The sequence below is a fragment of the Caulobacter sp. SLTY genome (assembly GCF_009905535.1).
Classification (GTDB): Bacteria; Pseudomonadota; Alphaproteobacteria; order Caulobacterales; family Caulobacteraceae; genus Caulobacter.
In genome coordinates, this window is record NZ_JAAALA010000001.1 from 214,003 (window position 1) to 234,248 (window position 20,246).

General features: G+C 69.3%; 25 protein-coding genes. 15 read left to right on the forward strand and 10 right to left on the reverse strand.

The window, feature by feature from the left end:
* Positions 1-2 precede the first annotated feature (2 nt).
* Entirely contained in the window at positions 3-428 is a 426-nt protein-coding gene (locus GVN21_RS00965) for an MAPEG family protein (RefSeq protein ID WP_166572820.1), read from the reverse strand.
* A 144-nt stretch (positions 429-572) separates the two neighbouring features.
* Here GVN21_RS00965 and GVN21_RS00970 point away from each other — a divergent pair, with 144 nt between their 5' ends.
* Together GVN21_RS00970 and GVN21_RS00975 are read left to right on the forward strand one after the other, a co-directional pair.
* Positions 573-794, forward strand: coding sequence for a KTSC domain-containing protein (locus GVN21_RS00970; RefSeq protein WP_166572821.1), 222 nt, complete (start codon positions 573-575; stop codon positions 792-794).
* A 45-nt stretch (positions 795-839) separates the two neighbouring features.
* Positions 840-2,144, forward strand: coding sequence for a PQQ-dependent sugar dehydrogenase (locus tag GVN21_RS00975; RefSeq protein WP_166572822.1), 1,305 nt, complete (start codon positions 840-842; stop codon positions 2,142-2,144).
* A 99-nt stretch (positions 2,145-2,243) separates the two neighbouring features.
* Here the strand turns inward: GVN21_RS00975 and GVN21_RS00980 are convergent, their stop codons facing one another.
* The 4 genes from GVN21_RS00980 to GVN21_RS01000 all read right to left on the reverse strand — a co-directional run bounded on the left by GVN21_RS00980 (position 2,244) and on the right by GVN21_RS01000 (position 5,380).
* A complete protein-coding gene (locus GVN21_RS00980) occupies positions 2,244-3,473 on the reverse strand; it encodes an argininosuccinate synthase (protein ID WP_166572823.1) in 1,230 nt (409 codons plus the stop codon).
* Positions 3,474-3,542: 69 nt separating this feature from the next.
* Positions 3,543-4,124 carry a DUF1287 domain-containing protein gene (locus GVN21_RS00985; protein ID WP_166572824.1) on the reverse strand — a complete coding sequence of 194 codons (582 nt, stop codon included), beginning with the start codon at positions 4,122-4,124 and terminating at the stop codon, positions 3,543-3,545.
* A 39-nt stretch (positions 4,125-4,163) separates the two neighbouring features.
* Entirely contained in the window at positions 4,164-4,457 is a 294-nt protein-coding gene (locus GVN21_RS00990; RefSeq protein ID WP_166572825.1) for a type II toxin-antitoxin system RelE/ParE family toxin, read from the reverse strand.
* Between the two features lie 329 nt (positions 4,458-4,786).
* Positions 4,787-5,380, reverse strand: a complete 594-nt coding sequence (locus GVN21_RS01000) for a nucleotidyltransferase family protein (RefSeq protein ID WP_166572827.1) — start codon at positions 5,378-5,380, stop codon at positions 4,787-4,789.
* Between the two features lie 31 nt (positions 5,381-5,411).
* Here GVN21_RS01000 and moaA point away from each other — a divergent pair, with 31 nt between their 5' ends.
* The 7 genes from moaA to GVN21_RS01035 all read left to right on the forward strand — a co-directional run bounded on the left by moaA (position 5,412) and on the right by GVN21_RS01035 (position 9,788).
* Positions 5,412-6,443: a GTP 3',8-cyclase MoaA gene (gene moaA, locus GVN21_RS01005; RefSeq protein WP_166572828.1), complete on the forward strand. Its 1,032-nt coding sequence runs from the start codon at positions 5,412-5,414 to the stop codon at positions 6,441-6,443.
* A gap of 2 nt (positions 6,444-6,445) precedes the next feature.
* Entirely contained in the window at positions 6,446-6,685 is a 240-nt protein-coding gene (locus GVN21_RS01010; RefSeq protein ID WP_166572829.1) for a MoaD/ThiS family protein, read from the forward strand.
* Entirely contained in the window at positions 6,682-7,137 is a 456-nt protein-coding gene (locus tag GVN21_RS01015; protein ID WP_166572830.1) for a molybdenum cofactor biosynthesis protein MoaE, read from the forward strand. The genes GVN21_RS01010 and GVN21_RS01015 overlap by 4 nt, the downstream gene beginning before the upstream one ends.
* A complete protein-coding gene (gene moaB, locus GVN21_RS01020; protein ID WP_166572831.1) occupies positions 7,134-7,679 on the forward strand; it encodes a molybdenum cofactor biosynthesis protein B in 546 nt (181 codons plus the stop codon). The genes GVN21_RS01015 and moaB overlap by 4 nt, the downstream gene beginning before the upstream one ends.
* Positions 7,676-8,152: a cyclic pyranopterin monophosphate synthase MoaC gene (moaC, locus tag GVN21_RS01025; RefSeq protein WP_166572832.1), complete on the forward strand. Its 477-nt coding sequence runs from the start codon at positions 7,676-7,678 to the stop codon at positions 8,150-8,152. Before moaB ends, moaC begins: the two co-directional genes overlap by 4 nt.
* A gap of 87 nt (positions 8,153-8,239) precedes the next feature.
* Positions 8,240-9,166, forward strand: a complete 927-nt coding sequence (locus tag GVN21_RS01030) for a hypothetical protein (protein ID WP_166572833.1) — start codon at positions 8,240-8,242, stop codon at positions 9,164-9,166.
* Positions 9,167-9,440: 274 nt separating this feature from the next.
* Positions 9,441-9,788, forward strand: a complete 348-nt coding sequence (locus tag GVN21_RS01035) for a hypothetical protein (protein ID WP_166572834.1) — start codon at positions 9,441-9,443, stop codon at positions 9,786-9,788.
* Between the two features lie 111 nt (positions 9,789-9,899).
* On the opposite strand, the gene pyrF is transcribed toward GVN21_RS01035, so the two are convergent.
* Positions 9,900-10,604: an orotidine-5'-phosphate decarboxylase gene (gene pyrF / locus GVN21_RS01040; RefSeq protein ID WP_166572835.1), complete on the reverse strand. Its 705-nt coding sequence runs from the start codon at positions 10,602-10,604 to the stop codon at positions 9,900-9,902.
* A 69-nt stretch (positions 10,605-10,673) separates the two neighbouring features.
* Between pyrF and GVN21_RS01045 the strand changes: the two genes are divergently transcribed.
* Complete coding sequence (locus tag GVN21_RS01045) at positions 10,674-11,369, forward strand: MarC family protein (RefSeq protein WP_166572836.1); 696 nt, start codon at positions 10,674-10,676, stop codon at positions 11,367-11,369.
* Here the strand turns inward: GVN21_RS01045 and GVN21_RS01050 are convergent.
* Positions 11,366-12,172 (reverse strand): SDR family oxidoreductase, encoded by an 807-nt coding sequence (locus GVN21_RS01050; protein ID WP_166572837.1) that lies wholly within the window; start codon positions 12,170-12,172, stop codon positions 11,366-11,368. The two genes, GVN21_RS01045 and GVN21_RS01050, sit on opposite strands and share 4 nt — an antisense overlap.
* Positions 12,173-12,224: 52 nt before the next feature.
* On the reverse strand, positions 12,225-12,653 hold the full coding sequence (locus GVN21_RS01055; RefSeq protein ID WP_166572838.1) for an Rrf2 family transcriptional regulator: 429 nt from the start codon (positions 12,651-12,653) through the stop codon (positions 12,225-12,227).
* Positions 12,654-12,822: 169 nt separating this feature from the next.
* Between GVN21_RS01055 and GVN21_RS01060 the strand changes: the two genes are divergently transcribed.
* Positions 12,823-14,811, forward strand: a complete 1,989-nt coding sequence (locus GVN21_RS01060) for a potassium transporter Kup (RefSeq protein WP_166572839.1) — start codon at positions 12,823-12,825, stop codon at positions 14,809-14,811.
* A 35-nt stretch (positions 14,812-14,846) separates the two neighbouring features.
* Complete coding sequence (locus GVN21_RS01065; RefSeq protein ID WP_166572840.1) at positions 14,847-15,206, forward strand: hypothetical protein; 360 nt, start codon at positions 14,847-14,849, stop codon at positions 15,204-15,206.
* 16 nt (positions 15,207-15,222) lie between these two features.
* Here GVN21_RS01065 and GVN21_RS01070 read toward each other — a convergent pair whose 3' ends face one another.
* Together GVN21_RS01070 and GVN21_RS01075 are read right to left on the reverse strand one after the other, a co-directional pair.
* A complete protein-coding gene (locus GVN21_RS01070; RefSeq protein ID WP_166572841.1) occupies positions 15,223-17,430 on the reverse strand; it encodes a xanthine dehydrogenase family protein molybdopterin-binding subunit in 2,208 nt (735 codons plus the stop codon).
* A gap of 11 nt (positions 17,431-17,441) precedes the next feature.
* Positions 17,442-17,924, reverse strand: a complete 483-nt coding sequence (locus GVN21_RS01075) for a (2Fe-2S)-binding protein (protein WP_166572842.1) — start codon at positions 17,922-17,924, stop codon at positions 17,442-17,444.
* 138 nt (positions 17,925-18,062) lie between these two features.
* Here GVN21_RS01075 and rdgB point away from each other — a divergent pair, with 138 nt between their 5' ends.
* The 3 genes from rdgB (at position 18,063) to GVN21_RS01090 (ending at position 20,123) form a co-directional block, all read left to right on the forward strand.
* On the forward strand, positions 18,063-18,665 hold the full coding sequence (gene rdgB, locus GVN21_RS01080) for an RdgB/HAM1 family non-canonical purine NTP pyrophosphatase (RefSeq protein ID WP_166572843.1): 603 nt from the start codon (positions 18,063-18,065) through the stop codon (positions 18,663-18,665).
* The gene (hemW, locus tag GVN21_RS01085) at positions 18,658-19,818 is read left to right on the forward strand and encodes a radical SAM family heme chaperone HemW (protein WP_166572844.1); all 1,161 of its coding nucleotides are present in this window, start codon (positions 18,658-18,660) and stop codon (positions 19,816-19,818) included. Before rdgB ends, hemW begins: the two co-directional genes overlap by 8 nt.
* Positions 19,819-19,892: 74 nt before the next feature.
* Entirely contained in the window at positions 19,893-20,123 is a 231-nt protein-coding gene (locus GVN21_RS01090; RefSeq protein WP_166572845.1) for an aa3-type cytochrome c oxidase subunit IV, read from the forward strand.
* The last annotated feature ends 123 nt before the right edge of the window (positions 20,124-20,246 follow it).

Here is a 20,246-nt window from a genome sequence, read left to right on the forward strand (position 1 = left end):
GGCTACAGCCCGACGGTGGCCAGGACGTAGATCGCCTTGCCCAGGGCGCCGAACAGCAGCACCGCCGTGGCTAGAGCCTGGATCAGGAAACCCATCTCGCGCTTGCTCGGGTCCTTCACATAGCCCAGCGCATAGAGCACCCGCCCGACCACCCACAGCAGGCCGGCGCCGACAGCGATCATCTCGTTGAACGGAAAGCCCTTGTAGACCAGGGTGAACAGCCAGAGGCTGGTCAGGTAGATGGGCAGCCATTCCAGGGTGTTCAGCTGCACCCGCAGGTGTCGCTCCAGGTCCGCGTCGCCGGTCATGGCGGGGGCGGCGATGCCGCTGCGCCGCCGGGCCCCGCCGACCCGCAGGATCATCCAGACATAGACGAGCAGAGACAGGCAGGTGACGATCGCCACCAGGCTGTGCGGATGATTGGCCATGTTGTTCGCTCCCCGCCGGCTTCCTGCCGGTCCGCCGCGAAGCTGGCACGGTTCGGCGCCGATGCAAACCGGGGCAAACCGGGGGAAACCTTTGGCCATGCAGGCGTTAGGATTGGGTACGGAGCAATTCCGGGAGGACGCCCGATGCCCTCAGACGCCGCCCCCTCAACCGCCATCGCCAAGATTCGCTACAAGCCGACACACGGAAAGCTGTTCGTGCGTTTCCGCGAGGGCGGCGAGTACGTCTACGTCGGCGTGCCCGGCGAGGTGCATCGCAGCTTCGTCGAGGCGGAGTCCAAGGGTCAGTTCTTCCAGGCCGAGATCCGCGACCGGTATCCCTACAACCGCGTGGACGACGCCCCGTAGACGTCCCGCCTTGACGCCGCGCCTGGCCGGCCGCCCAATCGGCCTATGCGCGCCCTTGCCCTCTTTGCTCTCCTCGTCACCCTGTCGATCGCGGCGCCGGCCGCGTCACAGGTTCAGCGCACCTGCGACGGCTATCCCCGCGCCGACATCGGCATGGCGCCGGGCTTTTGCGCGGGGGTGGTGGTGGCGCCCGCCGCGCCGCGCCTGCTTCGCCGGCCCCGTTCGCTCGTCCAGCTCTCGAATGGCGACTGGATCGTCAGCGATCTCGGCGCCTGGGGCGCGCCGCGCGGCGCCCTCTATCGCCTCCGGGCCCGGCCGGGTCGGCAACCGGAGCTGACCCGGCTGATCGACGGGCTCTACCTGCCGCATGCCCTGGCGCTCGGCCCTGGCGGCCGGGTCTATGTGGGTGAGATGAGCCGCATCTTCCGGTTCGATCCGATGGCGCCCAACCCCGCCGCGACCATTGAGCCGGTAATCACCGGCCTGCCCGACAACCGGCTGCACGACAATCGCCACCCGCTATCGAAGTTCGTCTTCGCCCGCGACGGCGCCCTGATCGTCAATGTCGGGGCGCGCTCGGACCAGTGCCTGAACGCCGACGGACGCCGGCCGGGCGAAGCCTGCCCCGAGCGCAGCGTCGCCGACCGGGACGCCGAAGCCGGGGTCCTGCGCCGCTATGCCCCCAACGGGGCCGGCGGCTGGCGCAAGGACTTCACCATCCTGGCGCGAGGTCTGCGCAACTCCGTGGCGCTGGCGATGCATCCGTCCGGGACGCTGCTGCAGGGGGAGAACAGCTATGACATCCCGGCCCGCTGGGCGCCCTATGACGAGATCAACCTGATCGCCGGCGGCCATCGCGGGCCGCCCGACTTCGGCTGGCCCTACTGCGACGCCCAGAACAACCCCTCTCCGGGCTGGCCGGCGCCGACCCGGTCTCTGCCCCATTGCAGCGACCGAACCCTGCGCCCGGTCCTGCTGTTGCCGCCCCACGCCGCGCCGCTCGATATGCTCTGGTACGACGGGGCGATGTTCCCACAGCTGCGCGGCCGGCTGCTGATGACCTGGCACGGCTATCGCTCGACAGGCGGACGGGTGGTGGCGTTCGAGACCGATGCGCGCGGCGTGCCCATTGCCCGGCCGAACGCCCGCTATCCCATCTATGGCGGCGCGCCGCGCGCCTACCGCTGGTCGCCCTCCGCCGACGCCCTGGTCCTGACCCCGGGCTGGGGCGCGACAAAGACCCGCAAGCAGGGAACGCCCGTGGGTCTGGCGGTCGCCGCCGACGGGGCGATATGGGTGGCCGACGACAAGGCCGGCCGCATACTCCGGATCGCGGTCGACCGGCCCTAGAGCAGGCTCGATTTGATGGAATCAAATCCAGCCTGCTCCAGGCATTTTGCTGGTCGCGCGTTTGAACCGATTACCGGTCCCCACTAATCGGAACGCGCTCTAGCCTTCGCGCTTGTCCCGCTTGGCCGCCACGCGCAGGCGCAGGGCGTTCAGCTTGATGAAGCCGGCGGCGTCGCGGTGGTCGTAGGCCACGGCGCCTTCCTCGAAGGTGACCAGTTCCTGGTCGTAGAGGCTGTAGGGGCTGGTGCGTCCGATGATGCTGACGTTGCCCTTGTAGAGCTTCACCCGCACCTGGCCGGTGACCTTTTGCTGGCTGTAGTCGATCGCCGCCTGCAGCATCTCGCGCTCGGGCGCGAACCAGAAGCCGTTGTAGACCAGCGATGCGTACTTCGGCATCAGCTCGTCCTTCAGGTGCATGGCGCCCCGGTCCAGGGTGATGCTCTCGATGCCGCGGTGGGCGGCCAGCAGGATGGTCCCGCCGGGGGTCTCGTAGACGCCGCGGCTCTTCATGCCGACGAAGCGGTTCTCGACCAGGTCCAGGCGGCCGACGCCGTTGTCGTGGCCCAGTTCGTTCAGCTTGGTCAGCAGGGCGGCGGGCGAGAGGGCCACGCCGTCGATGGCCACGGGGTCGCCGCGCTCGAAATCGATGGTGAAGACATGCGGTTTATCGGGGGCGTCCTCCGGCGCGATGGTGCGCATGTGGACGAACTCGGGGGCCTCGACCGCCGGGTCTTCCAGCACCTTACCCTCGGACGAGGAGTGCAGCAGGTTGGCGTCGACACTGAACGGGGCCTCGCCGCGCTTGTCCTTGGCGATCGGGATCTGGTGCTTTTCGGCGAAGTCCAGCAGGGCCTCGCGGCTCTTGAAGTCCCACTCGCGCCAGGGGGCGATGACGTGGATGTCGGGCTCGAGCGCGTAGTAGCCGATCTCGAAGCGGACCTGGTCGTTGCCCTTGCCCGTGGCCCCGTGACAGACGGCGTCGGCCCCGACCTGACGGGCGATCTCGATCTGCTTCTTGGCGATCAGCGGCCGGGCGATGGAGGTGCCGAGCAGATACTGGCCCTCATAAACGGTGTTGGCGCGGAACATCGGGAAGACGAAGTCGCGGACGAACTCCTCCCGCAGGTCCTCGATGAAGATGTTTTCCGGCTTGATGCCCAGCAGCAGGGCCTTCTCGCGGGCCGGGCCCAGTTCCTCGCCCTGGCCGAGGTCGGCGGTGAAGGTGACGACTTCCGCCTGGTACTCGGTCTGCAGCCATTTCAGGATGATCGAGGTGTCCAGACCGCCCGAATAGGCGAGCACAACCTTGTTGATCTTCTTGTCGGCCACGGCGCAGTCCTTCGACGTCGGGGAGGGGGAATCGGCTGGCGCGCGTTCAACGCCGAAGGGGCCGCCCCGTCAACCCCGCCAGCGGAAATGGCCGACGATCGGCCAGGCGGTGATCACGTCCTCCCGCTTCGCCCCGGCGCCGACGTTGTGGATGGCGAACGGACGGCCCGGCGCCGCCATCCGGCCATCGACCACCAGGATGTGCGGCAGGTTCCCCGGCAGCCGCTGGGTGATCAGGTCCCCGGCCCGCCACGACGTCCCCGCCGGCAGGCCGGCGCCGGCGCGCTTCAGGAAGGTCTCGAGGTTGGGCACGCGGCGATGGTCGATATTGCGGTCGGGCCGGCGCAGGCCCCAGGTCTTCGGGTAGGCGGTGAAGTTGGCGGCCATGTCCTGGTGAACGCGGCTTTGCAGATCGATACCCAGCCCGTCGCGATAGGCCCGGATCACCACATCGGTGCAGACCCCCCGGTCGCGCGGCACGTCGCCGCCAGGGTAGGTGAGGGTCACGTAGGCCGGATCGTAGGTCAGGGTCTGGCCAATCTGCGCGGCGGCCGCTGAGACCAGTCGGTCGGCCCAGGCTTCTTGCGCCTGCCCCCAGGCAGGCAGGGCCAGGAAGGCGGGCGCGGTGAGGACCAGGCGGCGGGAGATCATCGGTCGATCTGGCGAAGGGATTGCGGCGCGGTTGGGGCGTCAGGTTCCCCGAAGCAATGCCGTCAGGTCCCGTCCGCCCCAGACGACGCGGACAATGGTCACAGCGCGGCCCTCGACGCGGTGCAGGACGACGTAGTTTCCGACCGGCCAAAGTCGCATGCCAGGCTCGAGGTCGTCACGCTGGACTCCAACCATCGGAAAGTCCGTGAACAGCCGCACCAAGTCGTAGAAGCGATCGATAACGCTCTCCGCCGCGCCAGGACTGTCCCTGGCGATGCGCATCCAGATTTCGTCGAGGTCGTGTAGAGCGGCGGGTGACCATTCAACGGTCATGGTCGCGCAGGGCCGCGAGTCGAGCCAGGTTGCGGCGAAGGAACGCCTCCTTCGGTTCCAGCGGTCGTGGCGGCCCGCTAGCGAGCCCCTCGTGCCAGGCTCGGACCAACTCGGCGTCCGAAGGGCCCGCTCTACGGTCGGACCATTCCCGCAAAGCCTCACGAACCACTTCGCTGGTCGAGGCATAGCCACCGCCATCGACCGCTTGCCGAACCGTTTGGGCTAGGTAGGGCGTGAGGGCCACCGAGAGCTTTTCGACCTTGCTCATATCGACCTCTGGTAGGAATTATTGCTACCAAACTACCATGGCGGGCCGAAAAATCCAGCCGTCAGGCGAGATCGCCCGGGTGATCGACGTCGCGCAGAATTCCATCCTTCGACACGGGTATGAGGGCCAGCCGCTCACCAAGTCCCGCCAGAATATGGCCCGCGCCATGATCGCCGGTCAGGGCCATAATCGGCTCGAACAGCGCCGCCGTCAGGAGCACGGGATGGCCCCGCCGCCCCTCGAACACCGGCGCGGCGGCCTGGGCGCCGCCGACCAGCGCTTCGGCCAGTCGATCCGCGACGCGGGCCGGAACCCAAGGCATGTCGGCCAGGAAGACGAAGACACCCGCCGCATCGACCGGCAGGGCGCCGATGCCGGCCCTCAGGCTGGCCGACAGGCCCTCGCCATGGTCGGGGGCGTGGACGACCCGCACCGGCCGTCCGAACGCCTCCACGGCCGCCGTGACGGCCGGCGCGTGGCCTCCGGTGACCACAGTCACCCCGCGCGCCGGAGCGCCGAAGGCGGCGGCCAGGGCGGCGTGGATCAGGGGTTGGCCATTGAAGGACGCCAGCAGCTTGGGCGCGCCGAACCGGACGCTCATCCCCGCGGCCAATACGATGGCCTCCAGTCCTCGGGCTTCGCCCCCTGTCGCCATCGATGCTTCGCGCCTATTCTAGCTTCCAGAGATGACACCCTACGACGACATCCCCGCCCAGGCGACCGCCGCGACCCAGCCGCTGCTGGACACCTTCGCGCGCCGGGTCTCCTACCTGCGGGTGTCGGTGACCGACCGATGCGACCTGCGCTGCGTCTACTGCATGGCCGAGCGGATGGTCTTCCTGCCCAAGGCGGAAGTCCTGACGCTGGAGGAGCTCGACCGGGTGGCCTCGGTGTTCATCGGTCTGGGTGTGAAGAAGATGCGGCTGACCGGCGGGGAGCCGCTGGTGCGCAAGGGATTCATGGGGCTGGTCGGCGGCCTGTCGCGGCATCTGGGCAACGGGGCGCTCGAGGAGCTGACCCTGACCACCAACGGCACGCGGCTGGCGCAGCATGCGGTCGAACTGGCGGCGCTGGGCCTGCGGCGGATCAATGTCTCGCTGGACACCCTCAAGCCCGACCTGTTCCAAACCCTCACCCGGGGCGGCGACCTGGCCCAGGTGCTGGCCGGGCTGGAGGCCGCCCGCGCCGCCGGGCTGGCGGTGAAGATCAACACCGTCGCCCTGGCTCGCGACAACGCCGCTGAGATCCCGGCGCTGATCCAGTGGGCCCACGACCTGGGCATGGACCTGACCCTGATCGAGACCATGCCGATGGGCGAGATCGAGGCCGACCGCACCGACCAGTACCTGTCGCTGTCCGCCCTGCGCGACGACCTGGCCAGCTACTGGACCCTGGAAGACCTGCCGCTGAACACCGGCGGTCCCGCCCGCTATGTCCGCGTCAGGGAGACGGGGGGGCGGCTGGGCTTCATCACGCCGCTGAGCCACAATTTCTGTGAGGCCTGCAACCGGGTGAGGCTGACCTGCACCGGCACCCTGCACACCTGCCTGGGCCAGGACGACGCCACCGACCTGCGGGCGGTGATGCGCGACGGCGGCTCGGACGCGGACCTGGCCGAGGCGATCCGCACCGCCATCCTGGGCAAGCCCAAGGGCCACGACTTCCGCATCGGCGGGGCTCCCGCCGTTGCGCGGCACATGTCGACCACGGGCGGCTGAGCATGGCGCGGGTGCTGCTGTTCGGCCGTCTGGCCGACATCGCCGGCTGGCGGGAGCGCGACGTTGCCGCCGGAACCCTCAGTGAGCTGCGGGCCACGCTGGCCGCCCTCGATCCGGATCTCGCCGAGGCCCTTTCCGGGCCGTCGGTGCAGGTCGCGGTCGACAAGGCCCTGCTGCGGGGCGAGGCGACCCTCAGCGCCACCTCAGAAGTCGCCTTCCTGCCGCCGATGAGCGGCGGATGAGCGTCACCCTCCAGGCCGAACCCTTCGATCCCGGCGCCCTGCTGACCGCCTTCGCCGCCGGCCGCGCCGAGACCGGGGCCATCGCCAGCTTCACCGGCCTGGCCCGCGCCGAGCAGGGTACGACCACCACCCTGGAGCTGGAGGCCTATCCCGGCTTCACCGATGCGGCGATCGCCGAGATGGTCGCCGCCGCCGTCGGCCGCTTCGGCCTGCAGGACGCGTTGGTCGTCCACCGCATCGGCCCCATCGCCCCGGGCGAGGCCATCGTCTTCGTGGCCACGGCCGCCGCCCACCGCCGCGCGGCCTTCGAGGCCTGCGACCATCTGATGGACTGGCTGAAGTCCCGCGCCCCCTTCTGGAAGAAGGAGGTGGGGCCCGGCGGCGCCCGCTGGATCGAACCCACACAGCAGGATAGGACCGACGCCGCGCGTTGGGATGGAGACCCGAAATGACCCTCAACATCGGCGGCAAGATTGACGAGGCCTGGGCGTTCAAGCCGGTGCGCGTCGCCGTGCTGACCATCTCCGACACTCGCGACGAGGAGAGTGACACTTCAGGCCACCTGCTGGCGGGGCGCGTCACCGACGCCGGTCACGAGCTGGCCGACAAAAAGATGGTCAAGGACGACGTGGCCGAGATCCAGGCCCAGATCCGCGCCTGGGTCGCCTCGAGAACGGTCGAGGCGATCGTCACCACAGGCGGCACGGGCCTGACCGGCCGGGATGTGACGCCGGAGGCCGTCCGCCCGCTGTTCGACAAGGAGATCGACGGGTTTTCGGTGATCTTCCACCTGGTCAGCTACCAGTCGGTCGGCCTGTCCACCCTGCAGTCCCGGGCCCTGGCCGGGATCGTCGGCGGGGTGTTCGTCTTCTGCCTGCCGGGCTCGAACGGGGCGGTCCGGGACGGCTGGGACAAGGTCATCGCCGCCCAACTCGACAGCCGCCACCGACCCTGCAACATGGTCGAGCTAATGCCGAGGTTGCTGGAGGCATGAGCAAGCTCAGCCACCTCGACGACCAGGGCCGCGCCCGGATGGTCGACGTGTCGGACAAGCCGGCAACCGCCCGCGAGGCCACGGCCAAGGGCCTGGTCCGCATGCCGGCCGAAACCCGCGACCTGGCCCTCTCCGGCGGCGCGGCCAAGGGCGATGTGGTCACCACCGCCGAGCTGGCCGGCGTCATGGCCGCCAAACGCACCAGCGACCTGATCCCCCTCTGCCACCCCCTGGCGCTGAGCAAGGTGATGGTGGCCGTGGCGCTCTGTGACGAGGGGCTGGAGGTTACCGCCACGGTCCGCACCACGGGGCCAACCGGTGTCGAGATGGAAGCCCTCACTGCCGTCTCGGTCGCCTGCCTGACCCTCTACGACATGCTGAAAGCCGTCGATAAGGGAATGACCATCGACGCCGTGCGGCTGATCGAGAAGACCGGCGGCAAGTCGGGCGTCTGGAGACGCGCGGCGATTTGACGTCTTTCCAAGGCTGGCACGTCGGTTCAACGAACGCTGATCGTCGGCTTCCTGGCCGGCCTCGCTTCCGCTGGAGCAGCCCGCCCCTTGGACCTCTATCCGCAGCGAAACCCCCTGCATCCCGCCAACCGGCTGAGCTTCTACCTCTCGGCCAGCAGGGCCTTCCTCGGCCACCTCAAGGTGGCGCAGGCGGCGCTGGAACTCGATGCGATCGATGTGATCATCGGCTACGCCATCCTGCACGCGGGGGTGGACCACCTGGATCAGCCGGGCGGAGACGGGCGGCGCTATGCAAGGCTGGACACGCCGCCGCCGGATGAGAGCCGCCGGCCGATCAGCGTATCGGCCCTGGCCCGATCGCTATCTCTGTCTCGCGAGACCGTGCGGCGACGCTCGGACCACCTGTTCGAGCGCGCCATCGTCAGCCGCGACGAACGGGGCCTGCGGGTCACCACGGCCTTTCTGACCACGCCGACCTATCAGACCATCGTCTTCTCGCAGATGGAGCCGATCCTCGGCTTCCTGTTGAAGCTGGGCTATCCGGATGAGCCCGAAATGGGCGACGCCCGCGCCTGGCTGGATCAGCAGGCGATGCTTGATCGGGCCCGCCAGTTCAGCCGCATCATGCTGCGCGTGCAGCTTCGGCACTACGAGACCCTGGCCAGGCTCGGAGGAGACCTGCACTCGGGGCTTTTGTTGAGCCTGATACTTTCCAACGCAGAGGGCGAGGTGGGACAGGATGGGGCGACGAGCCGGCTGCAGCTTGCCGAAGCCTTGGCCCTGAACCGCGAATCGACGCGACGACGCCTGGTTGCCTTGGCCCGGTCCGGGTCGGTTGTGAGGACGACCGCGGGCTACCGTCCAAGCTCCGACCTGCTATCCGGGGCCAAGCTGGAGGGGGCGCTGGCGGACACCAGCTTGAACATCCGGCAGATGGTCCGACTTCTCGCCGTCCATGGATTCGTCCACGAGCCCCACCCCGCCGCGGGCGTTGCCGGTCGCATCGCGGACTGAGGCCCCAGCGCGGCGCACGATTTGGGCGCCCTCAGGGTTGAATCTTACCACCGGCGTTGCACAAAGGGCCAAGCCTTGGACACCCCCCACTTCGTCCGAGGCGACAGGGCGGCCGGCGTTCGTCACCTCCGGCTCCGGTCGCCCTGGCCCCACTCCAGCCAACCTCGCGCACGGTTTGGGCGCCCTGCCGTTTGAAAACCTCCGGCCGGGGTCCTTAGAGCAACCGGTATGCCCGGGCGACGCCTGGGGGGATGCGACAGGGGGCTTTGGACCGGTGACAGGCAAGACATCGAAGATCGTTCGACTTCATGTGGCGGAGACTGCCGTAGAGCCGCTGCTGCGCGACATTCTGGAAGCCATCGCCAGCCACGGCGGCGCCGCCCATCGCGACCTGATCGTACGGACCGTGGCAAGCAGCCGGGCAGGTGCTTGGTCGGGCGCGCTGGACGCTTTGCGCGACCAGATCATCGACGCCTTCGACGCCTACATCGCCTTGGCGGGGCAATTGCCGGCTCCGCACCCCTACGCCCACCTGCCCTTCGGCCCCGACTCCCGCCGCTGGGCGCTGACCGACAGCGGTCGCACCCTGTTCGTCAACGCCGCCCGGCCCAGCGCGGCGTGATCGCCGCCCGAAGGCCCCTGAAGCTCCGCGCCGTCCTGGCCGGCCTGGCGTCGGCGGCGTTCGGCGCCGGGTTGATTATCGGTCTCTGTTTCTCGGGCAGTTGAGGCTGGTTCAGGCCGCCCGGCGCTCGGCCGCCATTTCGGCCGCCACGGCCTGCGCCGCCGCGCGGGGGTCGCTCGCAGCCGTGATGGGTCGGCCCACCACCAGGTGACTCGCGCCGTTGGCCAGGGCCTCGGCCGGTCCGGCCGCGCGGGCCTGGTCGTTCATCGCGGCGCCGGCGGGGCGGACGCCGGGGGTGACGACCAGGAAGTCCGGGCCGCCGATGCGCCGGGCGATGGCCGCCTCATGCGGGCTGGAAACCACGCCATCGAGGCCGGCGTCCACGGCCTGACGCACGCGGCGCTCGATCAGGGCCTCGACGCCCATGCCATAGCCCATCTCAGCCAGGTCCTGGCCGGTGAGGCTGGTCATTACGGTGACGCCGAGGATTTTCGCGGAGCGTTCGCCGGCCCGGCCGCGCACGGCGGCGGCCATCACCTGGGGCTCGGCGTGGACGGTAAGCAGGTCGCAGGCGCCGCTGGCCACGATGGCGGCGGTGGCCTTTTCCACGGTCGCGCCGATGTCGTGCAGCTTCCAGTCCAGGAACACCGAGCGGCCGCGGGCCTTGAGGTCCCTGGCCATCTCCATGCCGCCGCCGGCCAGCAGCTGCAGGCCCACCTTGTAGAAGGCCACGCTGTCGCCCAGCTGCTCGACCATGGCCTCGGCCTCGGCGCGGGTCGGCAGGTCGAGGGCGACGATGAGGCGCGGATCGGACATGCGGCTAGCTCCTGGCGGCCAAACAGCGTTCGGCGCGCGAATCTGAAAGTTTTGGGCTAGAGAGGTTGAATGAGCGCCACGGACCTCTTCGTCAACTTCTTCGTCGCCCTGTTCGCCCTGATCGACCCGATCGGCAACGTGCCCGTCTTCGCGGCGGCGACGGCCGGGGCGTTGGCGGCCGGGCGGCGGATGGTGGCCCTCTACATCTGCGTCTTCGCCTTCCTGTTCCTGCTGTTCTTCTACTTCACCGGCCTGACCCTGCTGGAGTTCTTCGGCATCTCCCTGCCGGCCTTCCGCATCGCCGGCGGGGTGATCCTGTTCCTGCTGGGCCTGGACATGGCCCGCGACGACTTCACCGCCAAGTTCGCCGACGCCGCCGAGGCGGGCGAGGTCGAGGGGGCGCGGGCCTATGCCAAGCGTCGGTTCGAGCGGCTGGTGGTGCCGTTCGCCATGCCGTTGCTGATCGGGCCGGGGGCGATCTCCACAGTGGTCATCTACGCCAGCGAGGCCAAGGCCATCGGCTGGATGGGCGACGCGGCCGGGGTGGCGGCCCTGTTCGCGGTGTCGGTGGTGACCATGATCTGCTTCTGGCTGACGCCGGTGATCAGCCGCATCCTCGGCCGGATCGGCATGACCATCATCGTGCGGGTGCTGGGGCTGATCCTCTGCGCCATGGCGGTGCAGTTCGTGATCGTCGGGATTTCCGACACCACCCGCAACCTGATCACGCCGGCGGCGGCTGCGCCCTACGCGGCGGAGCGCTAAGCCCGCGTATTCCGGAACCGTCCGCCCTGGCTGGCCAGCAGGGCCAGCAGCCATTCGTCGGGCAGGATCTTGGCCAGCGCCGCAATGGCCTTGTTCGGGGCGCCGGGCACGCAGACGGGCCGATTGGCCTCCGCCGCCTCATAGCCGTTGGCCGCCACCTCGTCGGCGCCCAGCCACAGCCAGTCGGGGGTCGAGCGGGTGACCAGCTCGCGCGTGTGGTTCACGTCGTGGAATTCGCTGTAGGTGAAGCCGGGGCAGAGGGCGGTGACATGCACGCCGGTGTTCTGGGTCTCCAGGTGCAGGCTCTGGCTGAAGCGGACCAGGTAGCTCTTCGACGCCGCATACAGGGTATGGCCCGCCGCCCCCGGCATCAGACCGGCCAGGGAAGCGACATTGACGATCCGCCCGAACCTTCGCGCCAGCATGCCCGGCAGCACCTTGTGCGCCAGGTCGGACGGGGCAGTCAGCATCACCTGGATGAAGTCGCGCTGGTCGGCCCAGGGCGTCTCCGCATAGAGGCCGGGCAGGCCGTAGCCGGCGTTGTTGACGAGGGCGTCGACCTCGCGGCCATGGGCGGCCAGCTGCGCCAGGATGGCGTCGGGCGCGGCCGGGTCGGCCAGGTCGGCGGTGACGGTGAGGGTTTCGACGCCAGACCTGAGACTGATTTCCTCGGCCAGGGCGGTCAGCTTGTCGGCGCGGCGGGCGGTCAGGGCCACGTCATAGCCGTGGGCGGCGTAGATGCGGGCGAAGGCGGCGCCGATGCCGGCGGAGGCGCCGGTGATCAGGGCGAGGCGACGGGCCATTGGGGTTCCGGAGTAAAGTTCAGACGGAAACTGACCTGCGCCGCCTTCGCGATCAAGCGGTGGCGGGTTCGGCCAGCAGATCGGCGACGGTGATCTTTGACAACCGCTCGCTGGCGGCGCTGTCGGCGGCGCGGATGGCGGCGCTTACCGCGTCGGGAATCCGTTCGCCCACAGGGCAACCCTTCACCCCGGCGGGGGCGACGCCTAGGTGGGTGCAACCGTCGACCGCCCGCAGCACCATATCGAGAGTGATGCTCTCCGGCGACCGGGTTAGCCAGGCGCCGCCGCCGGCCCCCATGCGGGTGCCGATCAGGCCGGCCTTGGCCAGCATCGCGGTCACCCGCCGCACCACCACCGGGTTTGTCGGCATGGAGGCGGCCAGCTGGGCGGACGAGACGGCGCGCGCCGGCGCATCGGCGTCCATATGCGCCAAGTAGGCCAGGGCGTGTGCCGCAACGGGGAATTTCTGGCTGTCTGACATCGTCGGTTGTTGAAAAGGTAGGCGCCCGAAGGGTTGCGGGCAATGGGCGCGGCGAATCCGCCTGAAACCGGCGGGCGATTGATGCGCTGTTGGAAAGGGTGTATCGCGCCCGCCGCGCCGTTGGTGGCGCTCCGCTCGTGGCCCTTCCAGGCCCTGGATACCTGATCGCATGGCCTCTGAGCCCGCCGATACCGCCGCCGCAAGCGCCAGCGCTGGGCCGGACATGACCCTCACCGTAGGCCCGGACGGCCAAAACCCGGAAAGCCAGACCGGCGCCGGCCATGGCCACAGCGGCTTCTGGATGCTGACCGTCGGCGCCATCGGGGTGGTGTTCGGCGACATCGGCACCAGCCCTCTCTACGCCATGCGGGAGGCTCTCGCGCATTCGAAGAGCGGCGGGACCAGCGAGCTGGCGGTGCTGGGCGTGGTGTCCCTGGTCATCTGGGCGCTGATCCTCATCGTGACCTTGAAGTACGTCGTGCTGCTGATGCGGGCCGACAACAAGGGCGAGGGCGGCACCCTGGCGCTGATGGCGCTGGCCCGGCGCACCCTGGCCAAGCCCAATGGCAAGCGGTCGGCGACGGTCTTCTTCCTGGGCGTCATCGGGGCGGCGCTGTTCTACGGCGACGGCATCATCACACCGGCCATCTCGGTGCTCTCGGCGGTCGAGGGCCTGAAAGAGGCGCCGGGCCTGGGCGGCCGGGTCGACAGCTGGATCCTGCCGATCTCCGCCGGGATCCTGATCGCCCTGTTCCTGGTCCAGTCGCGCGGCACCCATCGGATGGCGTCGCTGTTCGGGCCGATCACCCTGGTCTGGTTCCTAGTGCTGGGCGGGCTCGGCCTCTACCACCTATTTGACGATCTCTCGATCTTCCGGGCGCTCAGCCCCCACTACGGGATCGCCTTCCTGCTCAACAACGGCTTCCTGGGCTTCGTCATCCTGGGCAGCGTCTTCCTGGCGGTGACCGGCGCCGAGGCGCTGTATTCGGATATGGGTCACTTCGGGAAGAAGCCGATCCAGGCCGGCTGGCTCTACCTGGTGTTCCCCTGCCTGGCGCTGAACTACCTGGGCCAGGGCGCCTCGATCCTGGCGCATCCGGAGGCGCGGCTGAACCCCTTCTGGGAGATGGTGCCGCAGGTGGTCTACTGGCCGGTGCTGCTGCTCGCCACCCTGGCCACGATCATCGCCAGCCAGGCGGTGATCACCGGCGCCTTCTCGGTGACCCAGCAGGCGGTACAGCTCGGCCTGCTGCCGCGCATCGACATCCGCCGCACCAGCGAGACCCAGGCGGGGCAGATCTTCGTGCCGCAGGTCAACACCATGCTGATGATCGGCGTGCTGGTCTTGCTGTTCAGCTTCAAGACCTCCAGCGCTCTGGCCGCCGCCTATGGCATCGCGGTGACGGGCTCGATGTTCGTCGACACCCTGCTGGCCTTCGTGATCATCCGCTTCCTTTGGAAGTGGAAATGGGCCGCCACCCTCGCCGTGCTTGTGCCCCTGCTGGTCATCGACCTGACCTTCATCTCCTCCAACCTGCTGAAGCTCCCGCAAGGGGCCTGGATGCCGCTGGTGTTCGGCGCGGTGCTGGTGGTGATCATGTGGACCTGGACCCGCGGGGCGCAGATCCTGACCGAAAAGACCCGGCGCGATTCCGTGCCCCTGGCGGACCTGATCGGCATTCTGGAGGCCCGCGCCCCGCACCGGGCGCCGGGCACCGCCATCTTCCTGACCAGCGATCCGGACATGACCCCGGTCGCCCTGATGCACAATCTCAAGCACAACAAGGTGCTGCACGAGAAGAACATCATCGCCACGGTGCGCTCGGCCGAGACGCCGCGGGTGCCCGAGAGCGAGCGGGTGAAGATCGAGAAGGTCAATGACGACTTCAAGAAGCTGATCATCACCTACGGCTTCATGGAGAGCCCGAACGTGCCCAAGGCCCTGGCCCTGTGCCGCCGGCAGGGGCTGAAGTTCGACATCATGGCCACCAGCGTCTTCCTGGGCCGCCGGTCGATCGTGCCCAGCGCCAACAGCGGCATGCCCCTGTGGCAGGATAAGCTGTTCATCTTCCTGATGAAGAACGCCGCCAACCCGACCGACTTCTTCAAGATCCCGCCCGGACGGGTGGTGGAGCTGGGCGCGCAGGTGACGGTCTAGGCTCGGCCGCCTGCTTCGCGTAAGGAGCGCCAATGGTGATCCAGATCCTTTCCATCGCGGGCGACCTGTTCTGGATTCTGGCCCTGGCGATCATGGCCTCGCTGTCCTGGGCGGCGCAGAAGCGGATACCCAAGGGCCTGGCCGTACCGGTGGCCTGGCGCGGCGAGCAGGTGCTGGTCCGGGCGCCCAAGCCGGCGGCGCTCTGGGGGGTGATCCTGCTCGGGCTGGTGATCGGCGCCTGGCTGCAGATCGAGAGCAGCAATCGCGGCACGACCCTGAACCACGCGATCATCTGGCTCTGCGTCCGCGCCACGGTCGCGCCCCTGCTGGCGACCCTGCACATCACCCAGGTCCGCAAGGGCCTGGAGACGCTGGCCAAAGAGGGCGCGCTGTAGCCCCCTTGGGACCGCCCTAGATCTGCCCCGGCTTGACCATCGGCTGGTTCAGGGTCGCCGGCCTTCCCATCGCCAGCAGGGCGTTGGCCACCGCCGGGCCGATCACCGGAGTGCCCGGTTCGCCCGCGCCGGTGGGGGCGTTGTTGGAGGGCAGGATGTAGGTCTCCACCGTCGGCGCCTCGCCCATCCGCAGGACGCGGTAGCTGTCGAAGTTGGTCTGTTCGACCGCCCCGTCCTTCAGCGTGACTTCGCCGTAAAGAGTGGCTGAGAGGCCGTAGCAGGTGCCGCCTTCCATCTGAGCGGCGATCTGGTCGGGACTGATGGCGATGCCGCAATCGATGGCGGTGACCACCCGGCCGACCTTGGGCTCGCTACCCGGCACGATCTTCACCTCGGCGATCTGGGCGACCACGGAGCCGAAGCTCTCATGCACGGCGACGCCGCGGGTGAAACCCTCGGTCACCGTCTGCCCGGCCTTTTCCACCGCCAGGTTCAGCACCGCCAGGTGCCGCTTGGCGTCGGCCTTCGTATAGAGGGCGCGGCGGTATTCGATCGGGTCCTTGCCGGCCTTGCGGGCCAGCTGGTCGATGGTGTGTTCCATGACGAAGGCGGTGTGGGTCGCCCCCACCGAGCGCCACCACAGCACCGGCACCCCGACGTCGGGCAGGGCCACCGCAGCGTCGACGTGCGGCGTCGCCTTCAGGTAGGGCGAGCCGTGGGTTCCCTCGACCGCCGTCTCGTCCAGCTCGGGCACGCCCATGGGGGAGCCCTTCATGATCGACTGGGTGACGATCCGGTGGCGCCAAGTGGCCGGGAATCCGTCCTTGTCGAGCCGGATTTTCACATCGTGATGCACCAGGGGGCGGAAATAGCCGGCGCGCTGGTCGTCCTCGCGGTCCCAGACCAGTTTCACCGGCGTGCCCTTGCCGATCTTCTTGGCGATGTGGACGCATTCGGTGACGTAGTCGGACTGGAAGGTCGCGCGCCGCCCGAAGCTGCCGCCGGCGAAAAGGGTCTCGATCTGCACCGCGCCCGGCAGGTTGCCGACGATCTTGGCCGTGTTCAGCTGATCGACGGTCGGCATCTGAGAGCCGAAGGTCAGGGTGGCGTTGTTGCCCTTCACCCGCGCCACGCAGTTCATCGGCTCCATGGTGGCGTGCGACAGGTAGGGGAAGTCGTAGGCGACTTCGAACAGCTCGCCGTCGGTGACACTGTTGACGTCGCCCTTGCCCCCGAAGGCCGTCCATTTGACGTCCTCCGGCCCCTGCCCGGCGGCGATCTTCTTGAACTCGGCCAGGATGGCGGCGGAGCCGCGCTTCTCGACCTTGTCCTCGTTCCACTCGACCTTGAGCGCCTCGCGCCCCTTCTTGGCGGCCCAGGTGTTCTGCGCCACCACGGCCACGCCGCTGGGGATCTTGAACACATCGATCACGCCGGGGACCTTGCGGGCGGCAGCGTCGTCGAAGCTGGTCACCTTGCCGCCGAAACGGGGGGCATGGGCCACCATGGCGGTCAGCAGGCCCTCCTCGCGGACGTCCTGGGTGAACCGGGCCGTGCCGTTCGACTTGATCACGCTGTCCTTGCGCCGCACCCGGTCGGTGCCGATCAGGGTGAAGGCCTTGGGGTCCTTCAGCACCGGGGCCTCGGGCGGGGTCACCTTCTGGGCGTCGGCCAGCAGGTCGCCGAAGGCCGCCGATTTGCCGGAGGCGGCGTGGCTGGCCAGGCTGTCCTTGACGGTGATCTCGCTGGCGTTGACCTGCCACAGGTTGGCCGCCGCCTGGACGAACATCGCCCGGGCCGCGGCCCCGGCCTTGCGCAGCTGCTCCCAGCTGTTGGCGATGGCCGTCGAGCCGCCGGTCCCCTGCACCCCCATGCCGGTGTTGGCGTAGAGCTTGGTATTGGCGGGCGCCTGCTCGACCCGCACGCGGCTCCAGTCGGCGTCCAGTTCCTCGGCGACGATGGCCGCCAGGCCGGCGTGGTTGCCCTGGCCGAACTCGATGTGTTTGGAGACCACCGTCACCGCCCCGTCGGCGGTGATCTTCAGGAAGGGACCGAACTCGCCGACCTTGACCGGGCTGCCGGCGCTCATCGCGTCAGCCAACGAACAACCGACCAGGAGGGCGCCGGAGGCGGCCACACCCGTGACGATCACCTCGCGGCGGGTGGCGCCGGCCTCGACCGTGTCGGCGGCAGCGGCGGCGAGATTGCGGATATGACGGGTCATGGCCTTCCCCCTCAGCTGGTCGGCGCGGCGGCGGTCGGAAGCGCGGCGCCGATGCCGGCGGCTTCCTTGATGGCGGCGCGGATGCGCTGGTAGGTCCCGCAGCGACAGATGTTGCCGCTCATCGCCGCGTCGATCTCTTCGTCGGTCGGGGCCTTCTTCTCGGCCAGCAGGGCCGCGGCGCTCATGATCTGGCCGGACTGGCAGTAGCCGCATTGCGGCACGTCCAGCTTGGCCCAGGCCTGTTGCGCCGGATGCGATCCGCCCAGCCCTTCGATAGTGGTGACCTTCAGCCCCGCCGCGGCGCTGACCGGCAGCGAGCAGCTGCGCACCGGCTGGCCGTCCAGGTGCACGGTGCAGGCGCCGCACTGGGCGATGCCGCAGCCGAACTTGGTTCCGGTCAGCCCGACCTCGTCCCGCAGGACCCACAGCAGGGGCGTATCCTCAGCCGCCTGTACGGTCACGGCCTTGCCGTTGACCTCGAATGCGATCGCCATCGCGCCCTCCTCCAGAGCCTATCGGGGCTATCTTAACGCTGTTCACCCGCCCCATTGCCAGCGAAAAATTCGCCCCGCCGCGCGACGGGGGAAAGCGAAATCTTGCACGCGGCGAGCGACAGGTGGATGAAGCCCGCCATGCCCCTGATCCTTCCCGCCGGCGAGACCCTGATCGCCGCCACCCACAATCCCGGCAAGGCGCGCGAGCTGGCCGCCCTGCTGGACGGCCGGTTCAAGGTGATCACCGCCGGCGAGGCCAACATCCCCGAGCCTGACGAGACCGAGAGCACCTTCGTCGGCAACGCCCTGCTGAAGGCCCGCCACGCCGCCCAGATCGGCCGCCGCATCGCCCTGGCCGACGACAGCGGCTTGTCGGTGACGGCCCTGGAGGGGGCTCCGGGCATCTTCTCCGCCCGCTGGGCCGGGCCGACCAAGGACTTCGCCCTGGCCATGCGCAAGGTCGAGGAGCGGCTGGAAGAGGTCGGCTCCGACGACCGCGCCGCCTGGTTCACCTGCGCCCTGGCCGTGGCCTGGCCGGATGGGCCGGCGGTGGTGGTCGAGGGCCGGGTCGATGGCACGCTGAGCTTTCCGCCGCGCGGCAACCGGGGGTTCGGCTACGATCCGATCTTCGTCCCCGAGGGTCACAGCCAGACCTTCGGCGAAATGGACCCGGCCGCCAAGGACGCCATGAGCCACCGCGCCCGCGCGTTCGAGCTCCTGAAGGCGGCGCTCTTTGACTGACGACCCGGGCGTCCCCGAACTCGGGGTCTATGTCCACTGGCCGTACTGCGCCCGCATCTGCCCCTACTGTGACTTCAACGTCGTCCGTGATCGGGGCCAGACCGACCAGCAGGCGGCCCTCGCAGACGCCATAGTCGCCGACCTGACGGCCCAGCGCGCCCTGACCGGCCCCCGCCGGCTGGTCAGCGTCTTTTTCGGCGGCGGCACCCCCTCGCTGATGGATCCGGCGGCGGTGGCGCGGGTGATCGAGACCGCCCGCCGCCTATGGGACGCCGCCCGCGATCTGGAGATCAGCCTCGAGGCCAACCCCACGGATGGGGAAACCGGCCGCTTCGCCGCCCTGGCCGGGGCCGGCGTGAACCGCCTGTCCCTGGGGGTCCAGGCGCTCGACGGCGCGTCCCTGGCCTTCCTGGGCCGCAACCATGACGCCGCCGCCGCCCGCCGCGCCGCCGAGACCGCTGCCCGCCTGTTCCCCCGTCTTTCGCTGGACCTGATCTATGCCCGCCCCGGCCAGACACCGGACCTGTGGGCCGAGGAACTGCGCCGCGCCCTGGACTGGGGTCCCGAGCACCTGTCGCCCTACCAGCTGACCATCGAGCAGGGCACGGCCTTCGACCGGGCTGTGCGGCGCGGGTCGTTCAGGCCCGCCGACGAGGCCCTGGGCGCCGCCCTCTACGAGACCACCCAGACGGTGCTGGAGGCCGCCGGCTTCGACGCCTACGAAGTGTCCAACCACGCCCGGGGCGAGGCCGCCCGTTCGCGCCACAACCTGGTCTACTGGCGGGGCCGCGACTATGTCGGCGCCGGGCCAGGGGCTCATGGCCGGCTGACCCGGGCCGGCGCCCGCACCGCCACCACGGCCGCGCGCGGCATCGACGCCTATATCCGCCGGGTCGCCGACACCGGAGTCGGCTTCGAGGCCGAGACCCTGAGCCCCCTCGAGGCGGCCGAGGAGCGCCTTCTGATGGGCCTGCGCATCGACGAGGGCGTGGGTTGGGGCGAGGTCGGCGCGCTTGAACTCTCCCCCGATGCGCCCATCGTCCAGACCCTGGTTGCCGAGGGCCTGCTGGCCGACGACCCGGCCCGCCTTCGCGCCACCCGCGACGGGCGGCTGGTGCTCGACTGGCTCACCGGCCGCCTTGCCGGCGCCTGACGTCAATGCCCGCTTGAGCCTGTTCGCCGGCCGTTGTATCCCCGCCCGGCAAGTTTCAAATCCCGGGACAGACGATGGCTGACGAATACCACCGCGGCGAGATGGACATCCACGAGCAGGTCGCGACCTACAATGCGGTCATGGCGCTGACCAAGTGGGGCTCGCTGGCCATCGCCGTGTCGGTGCTGGCCCTGACCCTGTGGTTCTGCACCCCGTTCGGCTTCTTTGGCGGCCTGATCCCCTCGCTGGTGGTGCTGGTGGTCGGCATCCTGATCCTGCGGGACAAGAAGGGCGGCGGCCACTAGGCCTTTGCCGATAAGGCTTTCCGAACGCCGGCGCGCCTCAGGCCCGCCGGCGTTCGCATGTCTGGAGCCAGGGTTACGCTGCGTCGCGGCATAATTTTTCGCACTGCACATCCCCCGGCTCGA

Bases quoted from the DNA above. Each gene is read 5' to 3' on its own strand.
- GVN21_RS00965 (WP_166572820.1), bottom strand. From the start codon at position 428: ATGGCCAATCATCCGCACAGCCTGGTGGCGATCGTCACCTGCCTGTCT.
- GVN21_RS00970 (WP_166572821.1), top strand. From the start codon at position 573: ATGCCCTCAGACGCCGCCCCCTCAACCGCCATCGCCAAGATTCGCTAC.
- GVN21_RS00975 (WP_166572822.1), top strand. From the start codon at position 840: ATGCGCGCCCTTGCCCTCTTTGCTCTCCTCGTCACCCTGTCGATCGCG.
- GVN21_RS00985 (WP_166572824.1), bottom strand. From the start codon at position 4,124: ATGATCTCCCGCCGCCTGGTCCTCACCGCGCCCGCCTTCCTGGCCCTG.
- GVN21_RS00990 (WP_166572825.1), bottom strand. From the start codon at position 4,457: ATGACCGTTGAATGGTCACCCGCCGCTCTACACGACCTCGACGAAATC.
- GVN21_RS01000 (WP_166572827.1), bottom strand. From the start codon at position 5,380: ATGGCGACAGGGGGCGAAGCCCGAGGACTGGAGGCCATCGTATTGGCC.
- moaA (WP_166572828.1), top strand. From the start codon at position 5,412: ATGACACCCTACGACGACATCCCCGCCCAGGCGACCGCCGCGACCCAG.
- GVN21_RS01010 (WP_166572829.1), top strand. From the start codon at position 6,446: ATGGCGCGGGTGCTGCTGTTCGGCCGTCTGGCCGACATCGCCGGCTGG.
- GVN21_RS01015 (WP_166572830.1), top strand. From the start codon at position 6,682: ATGAGCGTCACCCTCCAGGCCGAACCCTTCGATCCCGGCGCCCTGCTG.
- moaB (WP_166572831.1), top strand. From the start codon at position 7,134: ATGACCCTCAACATCGGCGGCAAGATTGACGAGGCCTGGGCGTTCAAG.
- moaC (WP_166572832.1), top strand. From the start codon at position 7,676: ATGAGCAAGCTCAGCCACCTCGACGACCAGGGCCGCGCCCGGATGGTC.
- pyrF (WP_166572835.1), bottom strand. From the start codon at position 10,604: ATGTCCGATCCGCGCCTCATCGTCGCCCTCGACCTGCCGACCCGCGCC.
- GVN21_RS01045 (WP_166572836.1), top strand. From the start codon at position 10,674: ATGAGCGCCACGGACCTCTTCGTCAACTTCTTCGTCGCCCTGTTCGCC.
- GVN21_RS01050 (WP_166572837.1), bottom strand. From the start codon at position 12,172: ATGGCCCGTCGCCTCGCCCTGATCACCGGCGCCTCCGCCGGCATCGGC.
- GVN21_RS01055 (WP_166572838.1), bottom strand. From the start codon at position 12,653: ATGTCAGACAGCCAGAAATTCCCCGTTGCGGCACACGCCCTGGCCTAC.
- GVN21_RS01060 (WP_166572839.1), top strand. From the start codon at position 12,823: ATGGCCTCTGAGCCCGCCGATACCGCCGCCGCAAGCGCCAGCGCTGGG.
- GVN21_RS01070 (WP_166572841.1), bottom strand. From the start codon at position 17,430: ATGACCCGTCATATCCGCAATCTCGCCGCCGCTGCCGCCGACACGGTC.
- GVN21_RS01075 (WP_166572842.1), bottom strand. From the start codon at position 17,924: ATGGCGATCGCATTCGAGGTCAACGGCAAGGCCGTGACCGTACAGGCG.
- rdgB (WP_166572843.1), top strand. From the start codon at position 18,063: ATGCCCCTGATCCTTCCCGCCGGCGAGACCCTGATCGCCGCCACCCAC.
- GVN21_RS01090 (WP_166572845.1), top strand. From the start codon at position 19,893: ATGGCTGACGAATACCACCGCGGCGAGATGGACATCCACGAGCAGGTC.